Origin of the sequence: Salegentibacter salarius, from assembly GCF_900168265.1 — a bacterium.
GTDB lineage: Bacteria > Bacteroidota > Bacteroidia > Flavobacteriales > Flavobacteriaceae > Salegentibacter > Salegentibacter salarius.
Window position 1 is genome coordinate 51,922 of sequence record NZ_FVZF01000004.1, and the last position, 24,504, is coordinate 76,425.

22 protein-coding genes are annotated in these 24,504 nt (G+C 38.1%); 12 read left to right on the plus strand and 10 right to left on the minus strand.

Annotated elements, in window-relative coordinates; all coding sequences use genetic code 11:
- Positions 1-9 precede the first annotated feature (9 nt).
- Together B5440_RS03755 and B5440_RS03760 are read right to left on the minus strand one after the other, a co-directional pair.
- A complete protein-coding gene (locus tag B5440_RS03755; RefSeq protein WP_070054893.1) occupies positions 10-1,074 on the minus strand; it encodes an alpha/beta fold hydrolase in 1,065 nt (354 codons plus the stop codon).
- A gap of 84 nt (positions 1,075-1,158) precedes the next feature.
- A complete protein-coding gene (locus B5440_RS03760; protein WP_070054892.1) occupies positions 1,159-2,451 on the minus strand; it encodes an O-acetylhomoserine aminocarboxypropyltransferase/cysteine synthase family protein in 1,293 nt (430 codons plus the stop codon).
- Between the two features lie 931 nt (positions 2,452-3,382).
- Here B5440_RS03760 and metK point away from each other — a divergent pair.
- The 5 genes from metK (at position 3,383) to B5440_RS03790 (ending at position 8,666) form a co-directional block, all read left to right on the plus strand.
- Entirely contained in the window at positions 3,383-4,639 is a 1,257-nt protein-coding gene (gene metK / locus B5440_RS03770) for a methionine adenosyltransferase (protein WP_070054890.1), read from the plus strand.
- Between the two features lie 133 nt (positions 4,640-4,772).
- The gene (locus tag B5440_RS03775) at positions 4,773-6,137 is read left to right on the plus strand and encodes an acyl-CoA dehydrogenase family protein (protein WP_070054889.1); all 1,365 of its coding nucleotides are present in this window, start codon (positions 4,773-4,775) and stop codon (positions 6,135-6,137) included.
- A gap of 28 nt (positions 6,138-6,165) precedes the next feature.
- On the plus strand, positions 6,166-7,095 hold the full coding sequence (locus tag B5440_RS03780) for a 2-hydroxyacid dehydrogenase (protein ID WP_070054888.1): 930 nt from the start codon (positions 6,166-6,168) through the stop codon (positions 7,093-7,095).
- 16 nt (positions 7,096-7,111) lie between these two features.
- Positions 7,112-7,564 carry a universal stress protein gene (locus B5440_RS03785; RefSeq protein ID WP_070054887.1) on the plus strand — a complete coding sequence of 151 codons (453 nt, stop codon included), beginning with the start codon at positions 7,112-7,114 and terminating at the stop codon, positions 7,562-7,564.
- Positions 7,565-7,727: 163 nt separating this feature from the next.
- Positions 7,728-8,666 (plus strand): pyridoxal-phosphate dependent enzyme, encoded by a 939-nt coding sequence (locus B5440_RS03790; protein ID WP_070054886.1) that lies wholly within the window; start codon positions 7,728-7,730, stop codon positions 8,664-8,666.
- Here B5440_RS03790 and B5440_RS03795 read toward each other — a convergent pair.
- Positions 8,663-9,181: a DinB family protein gene (locus tag B5440_RS03795; RefSeq protein ID WP_070054885.1), complete on the minus strand. Its 519-nt coding sequence runs from the start codon at positions 9,179-9,181 to the stop codon at positions 8,663-8,665. The two genes, B5440_RS03790 and B5440_RS03795, sit on opposite strands and share 4 nt — an antisense overlap.
- A 354-nt stretch (positions 9,182-9,535) precedes the next feature.
- Here B5440_RS03795 and B5440_RS03800 point away from each other — a divergent pair, with 354 nt between their 5' ends.
- The 3 genes from B5440_RS03800 to B5440_RS03810 all read left to right on the plus strand — a co-directional run bounded on the left by B5440_RS03800 (position 9,536) and on the right by B5440_RS03810 (position 13,716).
- Positions 9,536-12,829 (plus strand): amidohydrolase family protein, encoded by a 3,294-nt coding sequence (locus B5440_RS03800; protein ID WP_070054884.1) that lies wholly within the window; start codon positions 9,536-9,538, stop codon positions 12,827-12,829.
- Positions 12,830-12,944: 115 nt separating this feature from the next.
- Positions 12,945-13,286 (plus strand): DUF202 domain-containing protein, encoded by a 342-nt coding sequence (locus tag B5440_RS03805; protein ID WP_070054883.1) that lies wholly within the window; start codon positions 12,945-12,947, stop codon positions 13,284-13,286.
- Positions 13,287-13,347: 61 nt separating this feature from the next.
- Positions 13,348-13,716: a DUF6122 family protein gene (locus tag B5440_RS03810; protein ID WP_070054882.1), complete on the plus strand. Its 369-nt coding sequence runs from the start codon at positions 13,348-13,350 to the stop codon at positions 13,714-13,716.
- Positions 13,717-13,851: 135 nt separating this feature from the next.
- On the opposite strand, the gene B5440_RS03815 is transcribed toward B5440_RS03810, so the two are convergent.
- The gene (locus tag B5440_RS03815; protein ID WP_070054881.1) at positions 13,852-14,211 is read right to left on the minus strand and encodes a DUF779 domain-containing protein; all 360 of its coding nucleotides are present in this window, start codon (positions 14,209-14,211) and stop codon (positions 13,852-13,854) included.
- Between the two features lie 2 nt (positions 14,212-14,213).
- Positions 14,214-15,713, minus strand: a complete 1,500-nt coding sequence (locus B5440_RS03820; RefSeq protein ID WP_070054880.1) for an aldehyde dehydrogenase family protein — start codon at positions 15,711-15,713, stop codon at positions 14,214-14,216.
- A 113-nt stretch (positions 15,714-15,826) separates the two neighbouring features.
- Between B5440_RS03820 and B5440_RS03825 the strand changes: the two genes are divergently transcribed.
- Positions 15,827-16,744 (plus strand): AraC family transcriptional regulator, encoded by a 918-nt coding sequence (locus tag B5440_RS03825; protein WP_070054879.1) that lies wholly within the window; start codon positions 15,827-15,829, stop codon positions 16,742-16,744.
- Here B5440_RS03825 and B5440_RS03830 read toward each other — a convergent pair.
- Positions 16,741-17,634 carry a DUF302 domain-containing protein gene (locus tag B5440_RS03830; RefSeq protein ID WP_079711060.1) on the minus strand — a complete coding sequence of 298 codons (894 nt, stop codon included), beginning with the start codon at positions 17,632-17,634 and terminating at the stop codon, positions 16,741-16,743. The genes B5440_RS03825 and B5440_RS03830 overlap by 4 nt on opposite strands.
- Positions 17,635-17,813: 179 nt before the next feature.
- Between B5440_RS03830 and B5440_RS03835 the strand changes: the two genes are divergently transcribed.
- Together B5440_RS03835 and B5440_RS03840 are read left to right on the plus strand one after the other, a co-directional pair.
- A complete protein-coding gene (locus B5440_RS03835; RefSeq protein WP_057480549.1) occupies positions 17,814-18,428 on the plus strand; it encodes a deoxynucleoside kinase in 615 nt (204 codons plus the stop codon).
- 12 nt (positions 18,429-18,440) lie between these two features.
- A complete protein-coding gene (locus B5440_RS03840; RefSeq protein WP_070054878.1) occupies positions 18,441-19,106 on the plus strand; it encodes a sterol desaturase family protein in 666 nt (221 codons plus the stop codon).
- Here B5440_RS03840 and B5440_RS03845 read toward each other — a convergent pair.
- The 4 genes from B5440_RS03845 to B5440_RS03860 form a co-directional block, all read right to left on the minus strand.
- On the minus strand, positions 19,103-20,137 hold the full coding sequence (locus B5440_RS03845) for an App1 family protein (protein ID WP_070054877.1): 1,035 nt from the start codon (positions 20,135-20,137) through the stop codon (positions 19,103-19,105). The genes B5440_RS03840 and B5440_RS03845 overlap by 4 nt on opposite strands.
- A gap of 63 nt (positions 20,138-20,200) precedes the next feature.
- Complete coding sequence (gene ligD / locus B5440_RS03850) at positions 20,201-22,657, minus strand: DNA ligase D (protein WP_070054876.1); 2,457 nt, start codon at positions 22,655-22,657, stop codon at positions 20,201-20,203.
- Positions 22,658-22,660: 3 nt separating this feature from the next.
- A complete protein-coding gene (gene ku / locus B5440_RS03855) occupies positions 22,661-23,440 on the minus strand; it encodes a non-homologous end joining protein Ku (protein ID WP_070054875.1) in 780 nt (259 codons plus the stop codon).
- A gap of 1 nt (position 23,441) precedes the next feature.
- Positions 23,442-23,690, minus strand: a complete 249-nt coding sequence (locus tag B5440_RS03860) for a DUF7218 family protein (RefSeq protein WP_070054874.1) — start codon at positions 23,688-23,690, stop codon at positions 23,442-23,444.
- Between the two features lie 207 nt (positions 23,691-23,897).
- Here B5440_RS03860 and B5440_RS03865 point away from each other — a divergent pair, with 207 nt between their 5' ends.
- Positions 23,898-24,380, plus strand: coding sequence for a YciE/YciF ferroxidase family protein (locus B5440_RS03865; RefSeq protein ID WP_070054873.1), 483 nt, complete (start codon positions 23,898-23,900; stop codon positions 24,378-24,380).
- Positions 24,381-24,504 lie beyond the last annotated feature (124 nt).

Consider the following 24,504-nt stretch of genomic DNA (forward strand, 5'->3'; position numbering starts at 1 on the left):
TAATTAATTCTAGATCCCAACCTGGGAATTTGAAACAGACCAATTTTCATTAGCCTGAGTATTAAAAATTTTAGTTTCCAGTTTCGTTCTGGTTTCAGCTTCTTTATTAATGCTACCAAATACTGGTTTTAAAAACCTGGCCAGTTGCGAAGCTTCGATTAAAAAAGCATCGTGCCCGTGAATTGATCTTATTTCGTGAATACTCACATTATTTTTTACCAGCGAAAGGTTTACATAAGTATCCCAATTCTCATCGGCCAGGAAAAACCAATCGGAATTCACCGTAACAATATGGATGTTCCCCTCTATTTTTTTTGCCTCTTCCAGGTAGTTTTCGCTGCCTTTGCTAATATCTATAGTGGTTAGCAAATGATTCATCAACTTATAAGAAGCGAGCTGAAAACGCTCTTCCAGTTTATCTCCGTGATATTGCAACCAACCTTCTACTTTATAACAAGGCTTCACTTCTTCTTTTGTACGATTAAATTTTTTACTTAAAGATTGTGGGGTGCGATAGAAAGTCATCGCGTGCATTCTCGCATCTTTTACCGGTGAGTTAGAATTATTCAGGATTTGTTCCTGCACTTTACAATTTGCCAAAACCCAATCGGTCGCTTTATAATCTGTGGCGATGGGAATAATATTTTCGGCTAAATCTGGTTTAAGAGCCGCGAGTTCCCAGGCTAAAGCGCCACCTATGGAACCTCCAATTATTGCAAAAAGCTTTTCAATCTTTAATTGCTGAAGCGCCAGTGCCTGAATTTTAGCTATATCTGCAAGCGTAAATTCTTTATAATTGTCAATTAAATGTTCCTTTTTTCCGTTGAAACCATTACCCGGAATATTAAAAGCCAGGATGCTGAATTTTTCGGTATCTATAGATTTTTCGGGGCCTACAATATTAGTCCACCAGCCTAATTTTCCTGTAATTTGGGAATTCCCGGTAAGCGCGTGATTTATTAAAACCACCGGTGCAGTTTTGGAATCCTGACCAAATTGCTGAAAACTCAAATAGATATCCTGAACCGTTCCCGCGGAATTTTCAAAATCTTTTAAACAGAGTTCCTGTAGCATATTTTTCTTTTTTGATTTAGAAAGAGCAAAAGGAAAAAGACTTAACCTGGCTGCTTTTCCCTTTGTCTTTCCACCAACAATAAATTATACCAATGCTTTTTTCTGAATTTTGGCAAAAGCCTCTTTTAGATCTGTTTTTAGATCTTCCACATCTTCCAGGCCTACCGAAAGGCGAATAAGATCTTGTGTAACTCCGGTAGTAGCTTGTTGCTTTTCGTCCAGCTGCTGATGCGTAGTGCTCGCAGGATGAATAATCAGGGATTTAGTATCACCAATATTGGCAACGAGCGAGAAAAGTTTTGTTTCATCGGCAACAACTTTAGCCGATTCAAAGCCTCCTTCAACTCCAAAAGTTACTACGCCACTTTGGCCTTTTGGGAGATATTCTTTGGCAAGTTTATTATACTTACTGCTTTCTAAGCCGGGATAATTCACCCATTTTACTTCTTCCTGCTGCTCTAGCCACTTAGCAAGATTTAAGGCATTTTCGCTATGCTGCTTTATTCTAATTTCAAGAGTTTCTAAACCTTGTAAGATCTGAAACGCGTTATAAGGACTTAGAGCCGCACCGTGATCACGAAGCCCTTCAATTCTAACTTTAGCAATAAATGCTGCTTCTTTTAAAGCTTCGTGGTAAACAAGTCCGTGGTAGCCCGGTGAAGGTTCTGTGAATTCCGGGAACTTTCCATTGGCCCAATTAAAATTCCCGGCATCTATAATGGCACCACCAAGCGAAGTTCCATTTCCGCTTATATATTTAGTAAGGGATTCAATAACAATATCGGCGCCGTGCTCTATAGGTTTTAGTAAGGAAGGTGTAGCAACTGTATTATCCACTATAAAAGGGACTTTAAGTGCATTAGCCTCAGCAGAAATTGCTTTTAGATCTAAGACATCCAGCTTTGGATTTCCAAGCGATTCTACAAAAACAGCCCGTGTATTTTCCTTAGCAGCCTTTTTAAAATTCTCTGGATATTCGGGGTCTACAAAAGTGGTTGTGATTCCAAATCTAGGTAGCGTTACACTTAGCAAATTGTAAGTTCCGCCGTATAAACTACTGGAAGCAACAATATGGTCCCCGGCTTTTAATAGCGTTAGCAGCGTAGTATTAATGGCCGCAGTTCCTGATGCGGTTACTACCGCAGCAATTCCCCCTTCCAGCGAAGCAAGGCGTTGTTCCAAAATATCGTTGGTAGGATTATTTAAGCGGGTGTAGATGTAACCCGGTTCTGCAAGTGAGAAAAGATTGGCAGCGTGATCTGAATTATTAAAAACATAAGAAGTTGTTTGGTAAATAGGCACCGCTCTTGTTCCTCCGTTAGCTTTAGTATCGTGACCGGCGTGTAATGCGTTTGTTGAAAATTTTTGAGTACTCATAATTTCTAGTTTTTTAAAGTTGCTTCTAATTTTTGAAGCTTGATTTTGTTTTTTGATAGATTCCCACCTTCGTGGGAATGACGATTTAGTTAATAAAAAAAGTCCCCTTAAGTAGCTATTACCAAGGGGACCTTTTAATTGAACTCTAAACAAACTAAGTTACATTCGGTTTTGGCAATAGCGTTTCATGTGTCGCATAGACATACACATCATCATAGTGCGCATCATCATGTTATTTATTGCCTTTATCATCATATTGATTTTTGTCATTCCCACGCAGGTGGGAATCTAATTTTAATTTATTCTTTCAAATTCAAATTTATTCTTCTTTGGATTTCCGCCTTCGCGGAAATGACTTAATTGCATAAAAAAAGCCGCTGCGGTTGGCAGCGGCTTTTTGCAATTTATATCTTTTCAGAATTAAGCAATTGAGCGCGCTGCGGAAGTTCTCCACATCATCATACGCATCATATTGCAAATTATCTGGTACATTTCGTTGTTTTGTTGGTTACAAAGATAAGGGCAGAAATTTTTAATATCCAAACCCAAACTTCATTTTTACGAAAAATAAATTTTAAAGCTTGTAAAATGAATAATCAGGAATTGAATTGGATTAAAAATGATTATTATCTAATTTTTCTTCGCAGGAACTTACAAGATGCTAAATTCCAGTATTTTACAAATCAGTTTAATTCAAAACTTTTTCCTCTTCAATATTAAGCTCCTTCAACCTATTAAAAAAGAAAGTTAAAGCAAGTTTGAGTTCTGCTTATTTTTATACATTTGTAACCGAATTATTTAAAGGGAAGGATTTGACTGATTGCAACCCTTTTATACTTTTAAAGTGTAAGAAAAATGCTAAAGCAGTATCACTACTTCCTTAGCTCCCCGTCAAATTCAACCCGTATTTTTTAAAAACTAATTTAAAAATATGGCTTATTTATTTACTTCAGAGAGTGTATCTGAAGGACACCCAGATAAAATCGCAGATCAGATTAGCGATACTTTACTTGATAATTTCCTTGCTTTCGATGAAAATTCTAAAGTTGCCTGTGAGACATTAGTAACTACAGGCCAGGTGGTACTTGCCGGTGAAGTTAGAAGCGACACTTATCTAGATGTGCAAAACATTGCCCGCGAAGTAATAAACGAGATTGGTTATACCAAAGGAGCTTATAAATTTAGTGGGGATTCTTGTGGCGTGATCTCTCTAATTCACGAACAATCCCAGGAAATTTACCAGGGTGTAGATCGTGAAAATAAAGAAGAACAGGGCGCCGGAGACCAAGGAATGATGTTTGGTTATGCCACCAACGAGACCGAAAATTATATGCCCCTGGCCTTAGATATTTCTCACAAAATCCTCATCGAATTGGCGAAATTAAGGCGTGAAGGCAAAGATATCCCCTATTTACGTCCCGATTCTAAAAGCCAGGTTACCATAGAGTATAGTGATGATAATGTTCCGCAGAAAATTGTGGCCATTGTGGTTTCTACCCAGCATGATGAGTTTGATGAGGATGATGATGAAATGCTGAAAAAGATCAAGAAAGATATTCTTGAAATTCTTATTCCACGAGTAAAGGAACAATTACCTGAATACGTTCAGAAACTATTTAATGATGATATTACTTATCATATAAACCCAACCGGGAAGTTTGTTATTGGTGGGCCTCATGGCGATGCCGGACTTACCGGAAGAAAAATTATCGTAGATACCTACGGCGGAAAAGGCGCTCACGGTGGTGGTGCTTTTTCCGGGAAAGATCCTAGTAAAGTTGATCGCTCGGCAGCCTACGCATCACGTCACGTTGCCAAAAACCTGGTTGCTGCAGGCCTTGCAGATGAAGTTTTAGTGCAGGTTTCTTATGCCATTGGCGTGGTAGAACCTACTTCTATTTCAGTAGAAACTTATGGCACCGCAAAGGTAGATATGAAGGATGGGGAAATTGCGAAAAAAGTAGCGCAAATATTTGATATGCGCCCCTGGGCCATTGAAGATAGGTTAAAACTCAGAAATCCTATTTATAGAGAAACCGCCGCCTACGGCCATATGGGAAAAGAACCAAGAACCGTGACTAAAATCTTTAAAAGTCCGTATTCCGGGGAGGTAAAAAAAGAAGTGGAATTGTTTACCTGGGAAAAACTGGATTATGTAGATAAAGTGAAGGAAGCTTTTAAGCTTTAAACTGAAAACCCTATAATTATTTAAAATACCGCTGTAATCAGCGGTATTTTTTTTTGACGTTTTCTTCGGAAACCTTTAACAACGGGACGCAGTTTTAATTCCTAATTTTAGAATTCCACCAATCAAACACCTTATGTCTGTTTTTAAAAAAGTAAGAAACACCATCAACCTATTAAAGTCGGTTGATATGGATCAATTAGCGAAAATAAATCAGCAAATAGATCTTTCAGAAGCGATGAAAAGTTTAGGCCAGCTTGATGAGCGGCAACTTAAAGGTTTGATGAAAATGTTAAAAACCAAACGTAAAAAAGGTCAAAGCGACCTCCCTCCTATAGATGGTGATTTTTACAATTTGGATCTTAAATTAACAGAAGAGCAACGCAAGTTGCAGATGGATGTGCGAAATTTTATGGAAGATGAAGTAAGACCTTTGGTAAACGACCATTGGAACCGCGCTAAATTTCCGCACGAGATCATAGAGAAATTCAAAAAATTAAATATTACCGGCGTGCCTTACGAGGGCTACGGTTGCCCAAATCTTCCGTTTTTAATGGAAGGCATCATCGCGCAGGAAATTGCCCGTGTAGATGTTTCCATTTCAACTTTTTTCGGGGTACATAGCGGTCTCGCCATGGGATCTATATACCTATGCGGAAGTGAAGAACAAAAGCAAGAATGGCTTCCGAAGATGCAAAAATTAGATGCTATTGGCGCCTTTGGACTTACAGAACCAAATGTAGGATCTGGAGTTGCGGGCGGTCTTGAAACCACCTGTAAGTTTGATGGTGAAAACTGGATATTAAACGGACAGAAAAAATGGATAGGTAACGCCACCTTTGCCGATGTGATCATTATTTGGGCACGAGACGAAGATAGCAATCAGGTAAAAGGTTTCCTTGTTAGAAAAGGAAATCCCGGCTTTAAAGCCGAGAAAATGGAAGATAAAATGGCGCTAAGAATTGTACAAAACGCCCTTATCACCCTAACCGATTGTAAAGTGCCCGAAAACGATAGGCTGCAGAAAGCAGATTCATTTAAAGACACCGCAAAAGTACTTCGTATGACGAGGGCCGGTGTAGCCTGGCAAGCTGTTGGTTGTGCTCGTGGCGCTTACGAGAGTGCTTTAAAATATACCAGGAAAAGAGAACAATTTGGAAGACCAATTGCTTCTTATCAATTAATCCAAAATCATTTAGTAGAAATGGTTTCTAATCTTACCGCGATGCAAACTTTGGTTTTCAGACTTTCTGAAATGCAGGATGCCGACTTACTTACAGATGAACACGCTTCTCTGGCCAAGGTATTTTGTAGTATGCGAACCAGAGACGTGGTAAGCCGGGCCCGTGAGGTTCTTGGCGGTAACGGTATTTTATTAGAACACGATGTAGCGCGATTTGTTGCAGATGCAGAAGCCATTTATAGTTACGAAGGAACAAAAGAAATAAATTCACTCATTGTAGGCCGTGCAATTACCGGTTACAGTGCATTTGTGAGTTAATATTAACCATACAAAAAATAGAAAAAGAATGTCATTATTAGTAGTTAGTCCGGGCAAAGACCCGAAAGCCTGGGTTGAAGCCTTAAAAGAACAACATCCAGGTTTAAATATCTATGTTTACCCAGAAGACCACGACAAAGAAGAAGTGGAATTCGCCTTAACCTGGAACCATCCCCGCGGAATTTTTCAAAATTACCCAAATCTAAAAGTTATTGCTTCTATGGGTGCTGGTGTAGACCATATTACAAGTGATGAAGAGCTTCCGGAAAACGTAAAGATTACCAAAGTGGTAGATGAGCGTTTGGAAGAAGATATGGGAACTTTTGTACTAAGCCTTGTTTTGGCTCACCAAAGAAACCTATTACACTACCGTGAAAGCCAAATAAATGAAAAATGGGATCCTATTTCCTATACTCGTAATAACGACGTTAAAGTTGGAATCTTAGGGATAGGTAATCTTGGACAAAGTGTAGCCAATAGTTTACTAAAAAACGGATTCCAGGTTATAGGGTTTTCCAACCATAAAAAGGAATTTGAAAATGTAGAAAGCTTTGCCGGAGAAGATGAATTAGATGATTTTCTAGCACAGTCAGATATTTTGGTAAATATGCTACCCCTAACTCCTAAAACTGAGAAAATTCTCAACAAAGAATTATTCGAAAAATTACCCGAAGGAGCTTATGTAGTAAATGTTGCCCGAGGTGAACATTTAGTAGAACAGGATCTACTGGCTAAAGTAGACGACGGTCATCTCTCTGGTGCAGCATTAGATGTATTTTGGGAAGAACCTATTAGAGATGAACATCCATTTTGGAAACATCCAAAAATTAGAGTAACCCCACACATTGCCAGTGTTACCCATCCAAATTCTGTAGTCCCTCAAATTATTGAGAACTATGAAAGATTACAGGAGGATGAAGAGCTTAAAAATGTAGTTGAAAGAGATAGAGGTTATTAATTAAAAAATTCAGCGTATGAAAATCTTCAAAAATATTCTTGTAGCAGTAGATTTTAACGATGCTGTGGGAGAACTGATGGCTTATGCTGAAAGTATTGCTGAAAAATTCGGGGCAAAGGTCTGGGTGGTCCATGTGGCTGCCCCAGATCCCGATTTTGTAGGTTATGATACCGGCCCGCAATACATTAGAGATATGCGCGCCGATGAACTTAAGGCTGAACATAAGGAATTGCAGCAAATTTGCGAAATGTTTCTTAGCAACGAGATTGACTCTGATGCGCTCTTAATTCAGGGGTCTACAGTAGAAACAGTGCTTGAAGAAGCCAAAAAATTAAAAGCAGATATGTTGATTGTAGGTACTCACAAACACAGCTTTTTCTATAATCTTTTTGCAGAAAGTGTAGCGGTAGAACTATTTAAAAATGCTGAAATTCCGGTGCTTTCCGTTCCTATTGAAGAGGAAAAATAAGTGATTATTCAAGCTTACATTTTAATTTTTACTCGATAATCGAGATTAAATGCTCCCGGGCTTGCCTCGAAATTATATTTTTCAATAATAATGCTTCGTGAGCTTGTTCCGAAGTTGTTTACTGAATAATTTGCATTAATTTTATTAGCAGAAACCGGTTATAATGATAAGTAAAGAGGAATTCACAAAACTACACTCAAAAATTGCAACCTATATTAAGCGCACGCCTATAATGCGATCACGTTTATTAAATGGTCTTGCCGAAACCGAAGTGTATTTTAAGTGTGAGAATTTTCAAAGAATGGGCGCATTTAAAATGCGTGGTGCTACTGCCGCAATCTTAGCGCTAAGCGCAGAAGAGCGAGCAAAAGGCGTGGTTACACATTCTTCGGGCAACTTTGCGCAGGCGGTTTCCCTTTCAGCAAAAAGCCTGGGAATTCCGGCCTATATCGTGATGCCTTCCTCTGCTCCACAAGTTAAAAAAGATGCCGTAAAAACTTATGGCGGCCAGATTACCGAGTGTGAACCCAATATAAAAGCCCGGGAAGCGGCCGCGGCAAAAATAGAAGAAGAAACCGGTGCTACTTTTTTACATCCTTCCAACGATCTTAATGTGATCTATGGCCAGGGAACTGCGGCAAAAGAATTTCTTGAAGATTTCCCCGAATTTGATGTGATCATTACTCCGGTTGGCGGTGGCGGGCTTTTAGCCGGAACTGCACTGGCAGTAGATTTTTATGCTGAAAACTGTAAAACCATAGGCGCAGAACCTTTTGAAGTTGATGATGCTTATCGCTCCCTGGAAAGCGGAAAAATTGAGTTCAATAAAACTACCAATACCATCGCAGATGGTTTAAAAACAAATTTGGGCGATAAGAATTTTCCTATTATTCAAGATAAAGTTTCCGAAATTATTCGTGTGGAGGAAGAAGAAATCATTACGGCTATGAAACTCATTTGGGAACGAATGAAGATTGTAGTTGAACCCTCTGCCGCTGTAGCTTTTGCGGCAGTGTTACGGGAAAAAGAAAAATTTCACGGAAAAAGAGTGGGAATAATCATCTCTGGAGGTAATGTAGATCTAAGCAATTTACCTTTTTAATTTTCCCTGTTCTCCATTAAAAAACTCACCGTTACCAAAAGTTGCCCCACGTGCCGCTGACTATGCTCTGCCGCGTGAAAAAGCAAGCCGATTACCGTTGAAGGCAGTTCCTTTCTGCCTACCGGTCTATATTCGGTTAAAATATTTTCAGGTGTATTTTTTAGAAAATCAATCGCCTCATCTACTTTTTCCCAGAAATTTTTTACAAGAAATGCACCCGATATTTCTTGATCTGGCTTTCCTTCATTTTTTAAATACTGAAACTGATTTTCCGATAATTTTTCGGCTTGCGCGTAAGTCAGCATTCTATCCATCACTCCGGTTAAATGTTGCAGGTGAAATCCTACTGAAGCACGACCGGCAGGCTTTTCCCAAAGCAATTCTTCTGGAAAATCCTGCATATATTTTTGCACCTCTTCGCCAGATTGTAATAGCGCGTGAGCGGCGGGCTGCAGCAAATTGGGTACACCTTCTACTTTTCCCCGCAACCAGACTTCGGGTTTATTAGTTTTCATTTTCAACAAATTTTATTCAGTAAAACATTCAAATCAAACTTAATAGAAAAGATAGTTTTAAGGGATAACATCTTCACAAAATCCTGGGAAAATTTAATTAAATAATCACTATTCTACTTTTTAAGCATTTCATAGTATATTTAGCCTCGTTAAAAAAGTATCTGATTAAGCATCTTTTACGGGTACGTCAGTTCGAGTAGATTTTTTAGCGATAGCATTAAAAAACCGTATCGAGAACAGATTGAAAGCAATTAACACTTCTCGATACGGTTCCGATTATCATCGGAAACCACTCGAAGTGACAGTTATTACACCTAATTAGCATAATTACAAATATTCATTAAAAACCACACTATGCTTAGAAAATTCCTCCCGGCTATTATTTTTCTACTGGCCACTCCAAACCTATTTTCTCAAGAAAAAGAAGAAGAAAAGAAATGGGATGTAAATGATCCCTATTCCGACGATTGGAACATTAAAGAAGTACCTCTAAAAACCGATGAAGGCACCTGGATAAACCTCGATGTTTCCCCAGATGGAAAAACTATTGTTTTTGACCTTTTGGGTGATATTTATAAAATGCCAATTAGTGGCGGAAATGCAGAACTTTTAAGAAGCGGAATGGCTTATGAAGTCCAACCACGATTTAGCCCAGATGGTTCTAAGATCTCTTTTACCAGCGATGCCGGAGGAGGCGATAACATCTGGATAATGGACACCGAAGGAGAAAATGCAAAGCAGCTTACCAAAGAAGATTTTAGATTATTAAATAATGCGGTTTGGACACCGGACGGAAATGCCGTTGTAGCCAGGAAACATTTTACTTCTGGTCGTTCCCTTGGGGCCGGCGAAATGTGGCTATACCACATTGGCGGCGAGGGAGGCTTACAACTTACCGAGCGTAAAAATGACCAACAGGATGTAAACGAACCGAGTATTTCTCCCGATGGACGCTATCTTTATTACAGCGAAGATATGTACCCTGGAGGAATGTTTCAGTACAATAAAGATCCCAATAAACAAATCTATGTTATAAAAAGATATGATTTTGAAACCGGTGAGAACAAGACTATTACCGGTGGTCCCGGCGGAGCAGCGAGACCTCAGGTTTCACCTGATGGAAAGAAGCTTGCTTTTATAAAACGTGTTAGAACAAAATCGGTTTTATTTATTCACGACCTGGAAACTGGCGAGGAATGGCCGGTGTATGACAAATTGAGCAAAGATCAGCAGGAAGCATGGGCTATTTTTGGGGTTTACCCCGGATTTAGTTGGATGCCCTCGGGAGAAGAAATTGTGTTTTGGAGTGAAGGAAAAATCAATAAGGTAAATATTGAAGATTATTCCTCTGAAATTATTCCTTTTGAAGTTCAAAACACCATAGAGATTGCAGAAACCCATAGAAGCGAACACCAGGTATTTTCGGAAGAATTCAACCCTAAAGTGATTCGTCACGCGGTGACTTCCCCTAACGGAAAAACTCTTGTTTTTAACGCGGTAGGTTATTTATGGAAAAAATCTTTACCAAACGGGAAACCTCAGCGAATCACCAATGGCGAAGACTTTGAATTTGAACCTGCATTTTCACCTGACGGCAAAGAAATAGTTTATGTAACCTGGAGTGATTCAAAAATGGGTGCATTAATGAAAGTAGGTTTAAATGGAAGAAATCCGCAAAAACTTACTTCAGAAAAAGGTATTTATAGAAATCCGGTGTTTTCAAACGATGGTAACCAAATTGTGTTTGTAAAAGAGGAAGGAAACAGCGACCAGGGGCAAACCTTTAGTAAAGAACCCGGGATTTATACGATTAGTGCTTCCGGAGAAAATAAAAAGAAGATCCACGATTCCGGAGATTTCCCAATGTTCAGTAAAGATGATTCCCGAATTTTCTTTCAAACCGGTGGCGCGCTTATGGGCAGCCTGGAAAAGAGTTTAAAGAGTATCGATCTAAGCGGAAATGACGAGCGTACACATATCAATTCAAAACACGCTAATCGTTTAGTGCCAAGTCCTGATAATAAATGGGTAGCATTTAGTCATTTGCACCAGGGGTATTTGGCTCCACTAACTTTAACCGGCAGGCCGCTGGATTTAGATAATAACACTAAAAGTATTCCGGTAACACAAATTACTAAAGACGCGGGAATGAACCTGCATTGGTCTAAAAACAGCCAAAATGTACACTGGACTTTAGGTGACGAATATTTTACTAATAAAGTTTCAGAGCGTTTTACTTTCCTGGAAAGTTCTCCCGATTCTATTCCCGATATTACTGAGGAAGGAACCAAAATAGGATTAAAACTAAAAACAGATGTTCCGGAAGGGCAAATTGCTTTCACAAACGCCAGGATTATCACTATGAATGGCGATAAGGTAATTGAAAATGGAAGTATTCTAATTAAAGAAAATAAAATTGTTTCAGTAGGTGAAGCTTCCGAAGTTAATATTCCCAATAGCGCGAAAGTTTATGACCTGGAAGGAAAAACAATAATGCCGGGGATTGTTGATGCCCACGCTCATATTGGCGCTTTTAGATATGGTTTAACACCTGAAAAGAACTGGCCTTTATATGCAAATATGGCTTTTGGAGTTACCACTGTTCACGATCCTTCGGCATTAAGTGAAAGCATTTTTAGCATGGCAGAAATGGTGAAAGCCGGTGAAATGGTAGGACCAAGAATTTACTCTACCGGAATTATTTTATACGGTGCCGAAGGCGATTTTAAAGCAGTAATTAATAGCCTTGACGATGCTAAATCGGCTTTAAGGAGAACAAAAGCCTTTGGAGCGACTTCGGTAAAAAGTTACAACCAGCCGCGCCGTGAACAGCGCCAGCAAATAATGCAGGCCGCAAAAGAACTGGAGATGAATGTAGTTCCTGAAGGTGGAAGTACCTTTTTGCATAATATGAATATGATTGTAGACGGGCATACCGGGATAGAACATAATATTCCCGTTGCCCCCGTTTACAAAGATGTGAAAACACTTTGGGGAAATAGCAATACGGGATATACGCCAACATTGATTGTAAATTATGGCGGGATAAACGGTGAATATTACTTCTATCAAAAAGATAATGTGTGGGAAAATGAACGTTTGCTGAATTTCACTCCGCGACAAATTGTAGATTCCAGATCAAGACACCGTACTAAACTTCCTGAAGAAGAATATAAAAACGGACCTATTTTGGTTTCAGAAACGGCCAAAGAACTTTCAGATCTTGGCGTAAAGGTCAATCTTGGGGCGCACGGACAATTACAGGGACTTGGCGCTCACTGGGAACTTTGGTTACTGCAAATGGGCGGAATGACCAATATGGAAGCTTTACAGGCGGCTACAATTAATGGTGCCGAATATATAGGAATGGGCAGCGAAATTGGATCTTTGGAAGAAGGCAAACTAGCCGACCTGATTGTTCTGGAGGAAAATCCGTTAGAAGATATTCGTAATTCTGAATCGGTTATTTACACGATGGTAAACGGCAGATTATATGATGCTGAAACGATGAACGAAATTGGAAATAACCCGAAAGAACGCGGTGATTTTTACTGGGAAGACAATAAATACAATGCAGCTTTCCCATGGCACGAAAGTACACAAAGCTTTACAGCACCCGGTTGTACCTGCCATAGGTTGACTAATTAAAAAACCAAAAGCACAAACTGGATAGTTGAAGTTAAGTTCTTGCTTAAACAAACCGAATTTGGTAACTTTTAAAGCAAATTAACTATCCAGTTTCCATGCTGAAATATGAAATTTTATGAGAAGGGTTAAATTTGGAAAGCTTTTCACTCACAGAAAGATAGATGAAAGCATTATTCGTGAACATCTTGCGCTAGAAAGAACTAAGCTCGCCAATGAACGTACGTTGTTGTCCTACACTCAAGCGGCTATGTATTTTCTGCTGGGGGGTTTGGCTTTAATTCAGCTTAAGGAATACCAGGAGATGCATTATATTGGCTACCTGGCGCTGGTTATTTCTGTATTGTTCCTTACTATTGGAATTTGGCGATTCATTGTACTAAAAAATAAAATGAAGGATCTTTTAAAGGGCAAAATAGAATCTTCAGCGGAAGAGGAAGAAGAGCCTGGAAACAATTAATAAATTTATTGAGATCCAGAGTTGGAAATTCTTTAGAAGCTTCATTTTATAAAAACTTCAATTGCAAACATTCACCCATTATTTTCTTCATTTTATAGCTATTGGTGCTATTGCCTGGTTTTATGATAAAAAGAACTGGAAAAGGAACTGGCTTATTTTACTCGCCACTATGGCCGTAGATCTTGATCATGTTTTTGCCACTCCATTATTTGATCCCATGCGCTGTGGAATTGGCTACCATCCCTTACATTCTCATTTTGCAATTATCGGATATGTTTTAGGGGTTCTTTTTATTAAAAATAAGCTTCTGAAGTTGATATTCATCGGTTTGCTCTTTCATATGCTTACCGATTTTATAGATTGTCTCTGGATGTTTTCTAAATGCGGTGAATGCTATACTTCTTCTGAAATCTATAAGTGGTTTAATTAAATTTTTCAGAGAAATTAAAACATCAAATTTTAGAGTCAAGCCTCGGAGCATTAAATCTCGATTATCGTGTAAAAAAACCTGAAAAACTGAATATTTAGGGTATAAACAGTTTTCAGGCATTGCTTAAGCAATAATTTAAGGGTTTAGATTTTTGTTCTCTTCGTCATTCAACATTCTCGATTTTATTAAAAAGCGATAACCGGTAGGAATATCTAGCGAGAAACTGCCACCCCTACCTTTTATAATATTTACGGTTAAGTGAGTATGTTTCCAATACTCAAATTGGTCGTGGCTCATATAAAAATTTACACCACCAACTTCCCCAAGTAGAATATCATTATCATCAATATAAAAATCCTCTTTTGGCAACAACATGGGCGAAGAACCGTCGCAACAGCCACCGCTTTGGTGAAAAATCACCTCGCCGTGCTGTTGCTTAAGTTCTTGCAGCAGTTTTTCTGCCTCAGGAGTTATTTCTACTCTTTTATAGTCCATTTCTAAAAGAATCCCAGTTTATTCTTATCATAAGAAATTAGCATATTCTTACTTTGCCTGTAGTGATTCAGCATCATTAAATGGTTTTCTCTTCCGAAACCAGATTTTTTATAACCTCCAAATGGTGCGTGCGCAGGATAATCGTGGTAGCAATTTACCCAAACCCGTCCTGCTTTTATTGCCCGTGGAATTTGATATAATTGATGCGCATCTCGCGTCCAAACTCCGGCGCCAAGACCATACATCGTATCATTTGCAATTTCAATAGCTTCGGCTTCATCTTTAAAAGTACAAACCGCTACCACAGGTCCAAAAATTTCTTCCTGAAAAACCCTCATTTTATTATGGCCTTTTAAAATAGTTGGCTGAATGTAAAATCCGTTAGCTAAATCTCCATCAAGTTTTGCTGCACCACCGCCGGCTAAAACCTCAGCGCCTTCATCCTTTCCTATCTTAATATATTCCAGAATCTTTTGGTGCTGATCACTGGAAGCCTGTGCGCCCATCATCGTAGACTCCTCAAAGGGATTACCCATCTTTATAGCTTTAGTGCGCTCTATCACCCGCTTAATGAATTCATCATAAATATCTTCCTGAATTAAGATCCTGGATGGTGCGGTACAAACTTCGCCCTGGTTAAATGCAAAAAGCACAGCGCCTTCAATACATTTATCAAGGAAAGCATCGTCGTGATCCATAATACTATTAAAGAAGACATTAGGCGATTTTCCACCAAGTTCCATGGTTACCGGATGCAGGTTTTTAGAAGCATATTGCATAATTAATTGTCCGGTAGTGGTTTCTCCGGTAAAGGCCACTTTATCTACATTTGGGCTGGAAGCCAAAGGCTTTCCTGCTTCAGGTCCAAAGCCATGAATAACATTAAAAACTCCCGGAGGTAAAAGATCTGCAATCTTTTCAGCTAAAAATGTTGCGGAAGCTGGCGTTTGTTCCGCAGGTTTTAATACCACGCAGTTGCCTGAAGCTAAAGCCGGAGCAACTTTCCAGGCAAGCATTAATAACGGAAAATTCCACGGAATAATTTGAGCAACCACGCCAAGTGGCTCGTTAATAATTAAGGAAAGAGTATTTTCGTTAAGTTCTGTAGCCGATCCTTCTTCTGCCCTAATCGCTGAAGCGAAATATCTAAAATGATCTACCGCCAGGGGAACATCGGCATTCATTGTTTCACGAATGGATTTCCCATTATCGGCGGTTTCCATTTGCGCAAAGGTTTCCAGGTTTTCGTGAATAACATCGGCTATCTTATGCAAAATCGCAGCCCGTTCTGAGGCCGAAGTTTTTCCCCATTCATGCTTTGCGTTATTAGCAGCTTCAATGGCGCTTTTTACATCTTTCTCGTTAGATCTTGGATATTTGGCTAATAACTTATTATCTACCGGCGAATGGTTTTCAAAATAAGCCCCATCAATAGGATCCTGAAATTTGCCGTTAATAAAGTTGCCATATTTTTCTTTAAATTTTGGTGCTGAGTAGCTCATAGAAATAATTTTTATAATTTACCATTCCAATATCTTCAATTTTAAGATTAATTAATTGAACTTTTCTATAAATAAATACTACATTACTACTATCTTATTAAATTAATCAGGTTTTGAATACTAATTTATCAAACTACAATCGCAATTTGAAGTTAAATACTTCAATAGAAAACAGGACGATCTATAGTGCTGATTATGCTGAATTGAATGTTTTTGAAACCCGGCAGGTAGCAGAAAGTGTAAACCTTCAGTTTAGTTTTCCTATTATTGCAAGTATGCTTACCGGTAAAAAAATAATGCACCTGGAAGGGATGAAATCTTTTGATTTTTTCCCGGGAGAATCTGTAGTGCTACCTTCAGATAAAAAGATGGTCATAGATTTTCCGCTGGCCAATTCAAAAAATCCTACGCGGTGCCTGGCCCTGGGAATTGATCCCGATAAAATAAAAGAAACCGTAGAAATCTTTAATGAAAATACGCGTATAGATTTTGAAAACGATCAACATAGCTTTGATGCCAGTGCAGTACACCTGGCCAATAACCAGCAGGTAAAATTTGTGTTAGATCGTATTTTTAGTACTTTCCTGGAAGATGGTAAAGCTAAAGATGCGTTGTTAGATTTAATGGTAAAGGAACTTATTATAAGGTTACTTCAAACTAAAGCAAAAGTAATGCTTCTGGACAATGAAACGCTTTTTGATAATAATAGAATGGCGTTTATCGTAAAGTATATGCGAGAACATCTTACCGAAAATATTCAGGTAGATAAGCTCGCAGATAAAGCCTGTATGAGTACTTCAAATTTTTACCGAAGTTTTAAAAATACGCTTGGTGAGAGCCCTATAGATTACCTAAATGGAGAACGTATAAAATTTGCAAAAAAACTTATTCAGAGAACAAACAGTAAGTTTGCCGATATCGCTTACAAGAGCGGGTTTAATAATACCAGCTATTTTAACCGCCAATTTAAACGCTTTGAAAAAATCACCCCAAATCAATACAGAAAGTTAGTTAATGATAATATTTCCTAATATTTTGAAGCATTCCTACTAAGGTTCTCCAAAGCATTTTTCATTGTTTCCAGCTCAGGAATATTATTGGTGAGTTTAAACCTTTCTGCTAAAAATGCTGGATCGTTATAAGAAATTTTCACCACGCCGGCCTCATCACGCCATACCAGAAATTTAACCGGCAACTCTAAGGCTATCTTTGCATTTTGCTGCATAATTGGAGTACCAATTTTTGGGTTTCCGAAAATTATTAATCGGGTTGGGCGCAATCCTAAATTTATCTCTTCAGCATTTTTAAAATGATCTATTTCTGAAAAAATTTTTAGATTAGGATTAGTTTCAATCGCAGATACCAGCCGCTCGTAGGTAGTATTGAAATCAAACTCACTTATTTCTGAAATAATCCCCTGGTGCTTCTCCAGCTTAAACTTGCCAGACTTTTTAACCCTGTTTCCTGAAGCTTTTGAGGCAATTTTTTTTAGCCCCTTATTGATCAGTCTAAGATTCTTTGCTTTTTTAAGCTCGTATCTTTTTTTTAAATAGTTAATACTACTATAGGTAATGTGCGTTTCATCATCTTTTGAATAAACCAAAATTTTAAGCGGAAGATCCAGACCTGATAATTGATCACATTGCATCAACAAAGTGCCCTGCTTTGGATTTCCGAAGATAAACAGGCTTTTTTCTGAAAGTTCTAGCCCGGCTTTTTCAGCTTGTTCTGAGTGCCGAATTTCTGTAAAAAGGCTAAGAGAATTATTTTGTTTCAAAGTTTGTCCCAGTCGTGAAGTTGTCTCATCAAAACTATAATCACTGCGGGTGAGCATCAGGTGGTCTTTATCTTTTTCCTGCGCCATTCCAAATTGAATTCCGCAGAAAAAAAACCAGAAAAAATATTTTAACAGGGATTTCATAGCCTTAAATTCTACTTTAAGTTAATCAATTTTAGGGAGATATAGAATCAAAAGCTTTAGCTTTTCAAGATTTATGACTAATTTGACAAGGTGTAAAAATTCAGAGAATCTTAATTCATGTATCTTTACATCCTCGCTTTTTAAAGCGGCCCTAACAACTATCTAATTATAACGAATTTATGCACGTAGCGATTGCAGGGAACATTGGCGCCGGAAAAACCACCCTCACCAAATTATTAGCAAAACATTACAACTGGGAAGCACAGTATGAAGATGTCTTGGAAAATCCCTATCTCGAAGACTTCTATAATAAAATGGAACGTTGGTCTTTTAACCTCCAGATTTACTTTTTAAATAGTAGGTTTCGGCAAATACTCCAAATTCGTGAGAGCGGAAAGAAAATTATCCAGGATAGAACGATCTACGAAGATGCGCACATTTTTGCACCTAACCTACACGCGATGGGATTAATGACCAATCGTGACTTTGAGAATTACAGCTCTCTTTTTGACCTTATGGAAAGCGTTGTGCAGGGACCAGATCTTCTTATTTATTTGAGAAGTAGTATTCCAAACCTGGTTTCCCAAATTCATAAAAGAGGGCGCGATTACGAAAACTCTATTTCTATAGATTATTTAAGTAGGTTAAATGAACGCTATGAAGCCTGGGTACATAATTATAACAAAGGCAATTTATTGATCATAGATGTAGATAATATTAACTTTGTAGATGATCCTGAAGATCTGGGAAATATTATAAATCGTATTGACGCTGAGATTCACGGGTTGTTTTAAAAAAACGAGAAGATGGAATCAACAAAACTTAAACGGCCAAAGCATAAGGGTTCTCCAAAGTTATTTGAAAACCCAATTTTAGAAAAACTTACGCATACGCATATTTCTTTTCCGCTGATTATTTTTGGAGTAATTGCAGTAGCATTAATTTATTACGGAATTATTGAAAAAGGTTTTGAAGCACCAATAATGGTAGGGCTCTTCGTAGCCGGACTTTTCTTTTTCACTTTTGTAGAATATATTATGCACCGTTACCTGTACCATATTCCTGCTACCAGCGAAAGAAAGAAAAAGATCTCTTACACCATGCACGGCGTGCATCACGATTACCCAAAAGATAAATCGCGATTAGCAATGCCACCGGTTTTGAGTTTAGTTGTGGCTACCGTATTATTTATATTATACCGGGCGGTTTTAGGGGATTATGTTTTTGGATTCCTGGCGGGATTTTTAATAGGATATGCTGCTTACCTGGCGGTACATTACTCGGTACACGCCTTTAAAGTTCCCAACAACTTTCTAAAGGTTTTATGGCAACATCACAGCATTCACCATTATCGAGAATCAGACAGAGCTTTTGGTGTTTCTTCACCACTCTGGGATCATATATTTAGAACAATGCCCAGAAAAACCACTGCCAGCAGAAAAACTGCCGTTGGGAATAGCATTGATGATTAAATAAATCCATGTTCCTTTGCGTGGGCCACAGCTTCCTGTGAAGTTTCCACCATAAGCACCGGCGTGGTTTCAAAATTATCTATAATACTTCGCACACGGTTCATTTGCTTTTTATGCTTTACACTTCGTAGGTAGATGGCCATAATCCTATCTGGATATTGTGCTGCAATTTCAGTATAAATTGAGGCATCGTGCTCCCCACTGTCTCCAATAAGGATAAAGTCCATATTCGGATACGTTTGTAAAATATTGGTGATCTCCTTCTGCTTATGCGGCTTTTCCGGTTTTATACTTCCATCAAATGGGGTTCTGAATTTCCGAAGTAAAATTGGCCCTTTCGGGAAAGCATTGTGATCTAAAAATAATTTGAGATATTCATATAAATTCCACGGACTGTTACTTAAATAAAAAATTGGATTATTAGGCGTACCGTCCCGGCCTTCGTGCAATTTCTGATAAAACTCAGCCGCTCCTTTTAACGGAATTCTATCATATGCATTGGTTAACAATGAATTTTTGAGCAATCTAAGTTTTAAAAATGAAGTAACACCGGTATGTAAAATGGTATCGTCTATATCGCTAATCACACCATATTCTGCTTCTGGATGCGGAATTAAAAAACTACCGGTAAAAGGATCTTCCAATAATTCAGTTTTCTTCCCCATTGGGCCTTTATAATAAAGATCGTAATCTAACCAGCCTTCTTCATCTGAGTGTTCTCCCAGGTTTTCCTTTATTTTATCTTCAAATAAAAAATAACCTTCAGCATTGGTTTCTGTACTCGTTTGTACTTTTCCGGGCAGGCTTAAATCTATTTTTGCTTCAGGGATTTCAAACGTATCAAACTGCTTATAAGTGGTTTTTATGGTTTTAAAAAAATTAGCATCCTGGGTAATTTTTAGCGGTTCATTATCCAATACACGTCCCTTAATATAAAGGTGAGAATGCGTGCCATAACTTCTATAAGGAGTAATTAAGACCTGATCTATTAATTTATACCTACCGGCAAGTTTGCGTATTCTTTTCTTCATTAATTTCCGCTTTTGGTCAAGTTAAAAATTATCAGGAAGTCGCGCCTTGCTTTTAATTAAACTTTAGGAAGATTCTAAGCTTTGCATAGCCTGCTCCATATCAATTCCTTTTTGGAGCACTTGTTTAAATAGATCACCTTTTTTCTGAATTCGTTGCGACATATTTTTAATGTTGAAATCCAGAATTTTGAGTCCGCTTTTTACTTCTTTCCATTCTAATGGAGCGGAAACAGGCGCACCAGGCTTTGGACGTGCACAATAGGCTGAAGCCAGGGTTTGTCCTCTTCGATTTTGTAAATAATCCAGGTAGATCTTGTCTTTTCGTTTCTTTTTAGCGCGATCCATACTGGTTATTTTTGGGACTTTATCTGCAATATAATAACACAGCAATTTGGTGAAATCGCGCGCCTCATCATAACTATAATTTCCGCCTAGCGGAATATAAATATGAAGTCCGCTGGAACCGGAAGTTTTACAGAAACCATCAACTTTGGCTAAATCCATTACCTCTTTCGCAGCCTGGGCAACTTCAATCACTTCATCAAAAGTATTTTTATCTGAAGGATCTAAATCTATCACCGTATAATCTGGATTATCCAGGTTATCAATTCTCGAATTCCATGGATTGATCTCTATACAACCCAAATTCGCCATATATAAAAGCGTAGCTTCGTTCTGGCAAAGTAAATATTCGATATCTTTTTCTGAAGATTCCGAATAAATCTCAGTAGTTGCTACCCAATCTGGTAAATTCCCCTCGTTATCTTTCTGGTAAAAGCCTTGTTTTTTAATTCCATTAGGATGCCGGTGTAAATTTTGTGGCCTGTCTTTTAAATAAGGCAACATCACTTCTGAAACCTGGATGTAATAATCTATTAAATCGTATTTCCTAAACCCGGAATCTGGCCAATACATCTTGTCCAAATTGGTAAACGGCACTTCTATACCATCTATCTCCAGGCTTTCGCCAGATTTCTTTGACGAAGCTTTTTTAGTTTTCTTTTCTTCGGAAGTTTTATTTTCAATAATTTCTTCAGCTGAAATTTCTTCGGGATCTTTATCTTTTCTAAGAGCTTTAAAAACGGGATGTCGCAGTTTTCCTGTTTTTGTAATTTCCGAATACTTTACCTCAGCAATCAAATCGGGGCGCATCCAAACCGGTTCTCTCCCTTTTAAATTTATTTTTTCTGAAAAAGGAGAGGTTTTACGTTCTCGGCTTTTAAACTTTTTCAACAATGCTTTCTGTTCATCATTTGAAAAACCGGTCCCGCAGTTCCCTATATATTTTAGTTCCTCATCCTCGTAAGCGCCCATAATCAAAGAACCAAAAACAGCGCCTTCTGAAGTGGTGTATCCGCAAATAAGCACTTCCCGGGAATTATCGGCCTTTATTTTTAGCCATTTTTCAGTTCTATAGCCGGGAGAATAGGTAGCATCGGCTTTCTTCGCAATCACACCTTCCATCCCTGAATCTATGGCTTTCTTATAAAAAGCGGTGCCCATACCTTCAATATGGTCGCAATAGTCAACCATGTCCAGGTCTTCCAATACTTCAGGGATTAAACTTTTTCGTTCTAAAAGCGGCAGATCTAACATAGAATGACCGTTAAGAAAAAGCATATCGAAGACATAGAAACGCAGGCTTCCGGGAGTATTTTCATCGTAATTTTGTAAAGCCTGAAATTGTGAAATTCCATCTTTATTTAAAACCACAATTTCGCCGTCTAAAATCACATTATTTTCTACCTTTTCTAAATCCTTTACCAGTTTTGGAAATTTAGAATTAAAGGAAATCCCATTGCGGGAATAGAGATCAACCTTGCCGTCTTCAATATGCGCCAGGGCGCGATAACCATCCCATTTTAACTCGTAAATCCAATCTGGATCGTTAAATATTTTCTTGCCGGTGGTAGCGAGCATCGGTTTTATAAATTCTGAAGGATTTATTTTTCTAACTTTTCCTTCAGGTTTTTTATCGGCTTTATTTTGGCTCTTTTTTTCAGTAAAAACTTCCGCATCATAATCCAGATCGGTAGAGTAATCATCGTTCTTTTTAATAAGTAGCCACTGGTTCTTTTTATCACCTCGCTTAGTTTTAACCAAAGCAAATTCACCTTTAATCTTGCTGCCGGTAAAAACGATTTTCAGGTTACCATCTTCCCATTGTGCTTCAAGGTTATCTTTGGTTTTTGCAGCGGCTTTAAAAGTGCCTTTATCCCAAATCTGCATCTCCCCTGCTCCATAATTTCCTTTTGGGATTGTACCTTCAAAATCTAAATATTTAACGGGATGATCTTCAGTTTCAATTGCCAGGCGTTTATCTTTAGGATTCATTGAAGGGCCTTTTGGCACGGCCCAACTTTTAAGAACGCCTTCCATTTCCAGACGTAGGTCATAATGCAATCGCGTGGCTTCGTGCCGCTGAATTACAAACCGCCCACGATTTTCGGTAGAAAAATCGGCGCCGGGTTCTGGCGTGTTTTTAAAGTTTCGCTTTTTTTTATAATCGGCTAAACTCATCTTTTAGGATGCTTTAGACTTTTTCTTTTTATCAAGACTGGCCTTTAATTTTGCCATAAGATCTTTTGCCTCTGTAGGCTCATCTCTAAATTTCTGTGGTTTAGGTTTTTTTCCGGTACTTTTAGATTCAATAATTTTCATTAATTGATCATTATAAACATCTTTATATTTATCTGGATCAAACTTCGTCGTGTATTGATCTATTAACGAAATAGCCATATCTACTTCTTTCTTGGCAACTTTGGCTTTGGGAAGTTTTATATCTTTTGTCTCCCTAATTTCTTCTGCAAACCTAATTACGTGTAAGACCAGGGCTTTATCGTAAACACCAACCAAACTCAAGTGTTCTTTTTGCCGCATTACAAAAGTAGCCACACCTAATTTTCCGGTTTTTTTAAGCGCATCACGAAGCAGATTATAGGATTTCCCACCCTCTTTTTGCGGCTCCAGGAAGTAAGGCTTTTTATAAAGAACTTCTGCCACTTCATCCTCTTCCACAAATTCTTCAATATCTATGGTTTTACTTTTTTTGAGGTTGGCATTTTCAAAATCTTCTTTCTCTAAAACCACGTAATCCTCATCGTCCCGCTTAAAGCCTTTTACGATGTCTTTCCATTCCACTTCTTTCCCGGTATCTTCATTTACCCTTTTGTAACGAATACGGGCGTTATCGTGCCGATCTAACATATCTAGATCGAGTTTTCTGCTTTCGGAAGCAGAATATAATTTTACCGGGATAGAAACCAGTCCGAAGCTAATAGAGCCATTCCATATAGATCTCATTCTAGTGGTTTCTAAGGGCTTTAATCAATTCATCCTTACTCATATCGCTTCTGCCTTCAATCCCAATTTCCTGGGCTTTCTCATACAGTTCCTCTTTGGTGCGCTCTTCATATTTATCGGCCTTTCCACCTTTCTTGCCAGATTTAGAATCATTGGCAATTCTTGCAGCTTTAGATTTGCTCATTCCCTCATCCCGAAGTTCCTCGTACTGTTCATCGTTTTTAATTGATGGTCCATGATCTTTAGCCATAATATTCAATTTTAATTTATGTTTCTTTTCTACTTAAAATTAAAGCAATTACCGCGGAAGCTTAGTTGTAGCTTTGTTAAAATTGAAAAGGCCTTCAGCTTCAAAACTTTAAGGAATAATCAACAAAGCTTTATCACTCATTTAACTTGGCTTAAACCACTTTGCACATAAATTTATCTAACAATTTTAACCATTAAATATCTAAATATGAAAAAGTTAGAAGATCTATTTGAACACCAATTAAAAGACCTTTACAGTGCCGAAAGCCAGTTAGTAAAAGCTTTACCTAAAATGGTGAAAGCTGCCAATGATGAAAAGTTAAAAAAAGCTTTTGAAGACCATTTGGAAGAAACCAAAGAGCACAAAAAGCGTTTGGAAGAAATTAGTAAAGAATTGGGCTTTAAGCCTACCGGCCAAGAATGTAAAGCTATGAAAGGTCTTATAGAAGAGGCTGAAGCTTTCTTAAAAGAAGATGCCGAAGATGATGTAAGAGATGCAGGAATTATTGCAGACGCCCAACGGGTTGAGCATTATGAAATATCAGGCTACGGTACTGTGGTAAGATACGCCAAAAAATTAGGCCATAAGGATGCAGCAAAAACATTGCAAAAAACCCTTGATGAAGAATATACCGCCGATGAAAACCTGAATAAACTTGCAGAAAAACGCGTAAATAAAAAGGCTAAATAACTCCTTTTTTAATAAGAAAAGAGGCTGTTTGAATCTTTGTGAAATCGTAATCCTGAACTTGTTTCAGGATCTAACATGATTATAAATTATTTCAAGTTAGAAGCTGAAACAAGTTCAGCTTGAC

Excerpts from the sequence above, each read along its gene's own strand:
- B5440_RS03820 (WP_070054880.1), bottom strand. The coding sequence starts at position 15,713 with ATGAGCTACTCAGCACCAAAATTTAAAGAAAAATATGGCAACTTTATT.
- B5440_RS03780 (WP_070054888.1), top strand. The coding sequence starts at position 6,166 with ATGTCATTATTAGTAGTTAGTCCGGGCAAAGACCCGAAAGCCTGGGTT.
- ligD (WP_070054876.1), bottom strand. The coding sequence starts at position 22,657 with ATGAGTTTAGCCGATTATAAAAAAAAGCGAAACTTTAAAAACACGCCA.
- B5440_RS03860 (WP_070054874.1), bottom strand. The coding sequence starts at position 23,690 with ATGGCTAAAGATCATGGACCATCAATTAAAAACGATGAACAGTACGAG.
- B5440_RS03865 (WP_070054873.1), top strand. The coding sequence starts at position 23,898 with ATGAAAAAGTTAGAAGATCTATTTGAACACCAATTAAAAGACCTTTAC.
- B5440_RS03775 (WP_070054889.1), top strand. The coding sequence starts at position 4,773 with ATGTCTGTTTTTAAAAAAGTAAGAAACACCATCAACCTATTAAAGTCG.
- B5440_RS03790 (WP_070054886.1), top strand. The coding sequence starts at position 7,728 with ATGATAAGTAAAGAGGAATTCACAAAACTACACTCAAAAATTGCAACC.
- B5440_RS03795 (WP_070054885.1), bottom strand. The coding sequence starts at position 9,181 with ATGAAAACTAATAAACCCGAAGTCTGGTTGCGGGGAAAAGTAGAAGGT.
- B5440_RS03805 (WP_070054883.1), top strand. The coding sequence starts at position 12,945 with ATGAGAAGGGTTAAATTTGGAAAGCTTTTCACTCACAGAAAGATAGAT.
- B5440_RS03815 (WP_070054881.1), bottom strand. The coding sequence starts at position 14,211 with ATGGACTATAAAAGAGTAGAAATAACTCCTGAGGCAGAAAAACTGCTG.
- B5440_RS03760 (WP_070054892.1), bottom strand. The coding sequence starts at position 2,451 with ATGAGTACTCAAAAATTTTCAACAAACGCATTACACGCCGGTCACGAT.
- B5440_RS03830 (WP_079711060.1), bottom strand. The coding sequence starts at position 17,634 with ATGAAATCCCTGTTAAAATATTTTTTCTGGTTTTTTTTCTGCGGAATT.
- B5440_RS03800 (WP_070054884.1), top strand. The coding sequence starts at position 9,536 with ATGCTTAGAAAATTCCTCCCGGCTATTATTTTTCTACTGGCCACTCCA.
- B5440_RS03840 (WP_070054878.1), top strand. The coding sequence starts at position 18,441 with ATGGAATCAACAAAACTTAAACGGCCAAAGCATAAGGGTTCTCCAAAG.
- B5440_RS03845 (WP_070054877.1), bottom strand. The coding sequence starts at position 20,137 with ATGAAGAAAAGAATACGCAAACTTGCCGGTAGGTATAAATTAATAGAT.
- B5440_RS03785 (WP_070054887.1), top strand. The coding sequence starts at position 7,112 with ATGAAAATCTTCAAAAATATTCTTGTAGCAGTAGATTTTAACGATGCT.
- ku (WP_070054875.1), bottom strand. The coding sequence starts at position 23,440 with ATGAGATCTATATGGAATGGCTCTATTAGCTTCGGACTGGTTTCTATC.
- B5440_RS03755 (WP_070054893.1), bottom strand. The coding sequence starts at position 1,074 with ATGCTACAGGAACTCTGTTTAAAAGATTTTGAAAATTCCGCGGGAACG.
- metK (WP_070054890.1), top strand. The coding sequence starts at position 3,383 with ATGGCTTATTTATTTACTTCAGAGAGTGTATCTGAAGGACACCCAGAT.
- B5440_RS03835 (WP_057480549.1), top strand. The coding sequence starts at position 17,814 with ATGCACGTAGCGATTGCAGGGAACATTGGCGCCGGAAAAACCACCCTC.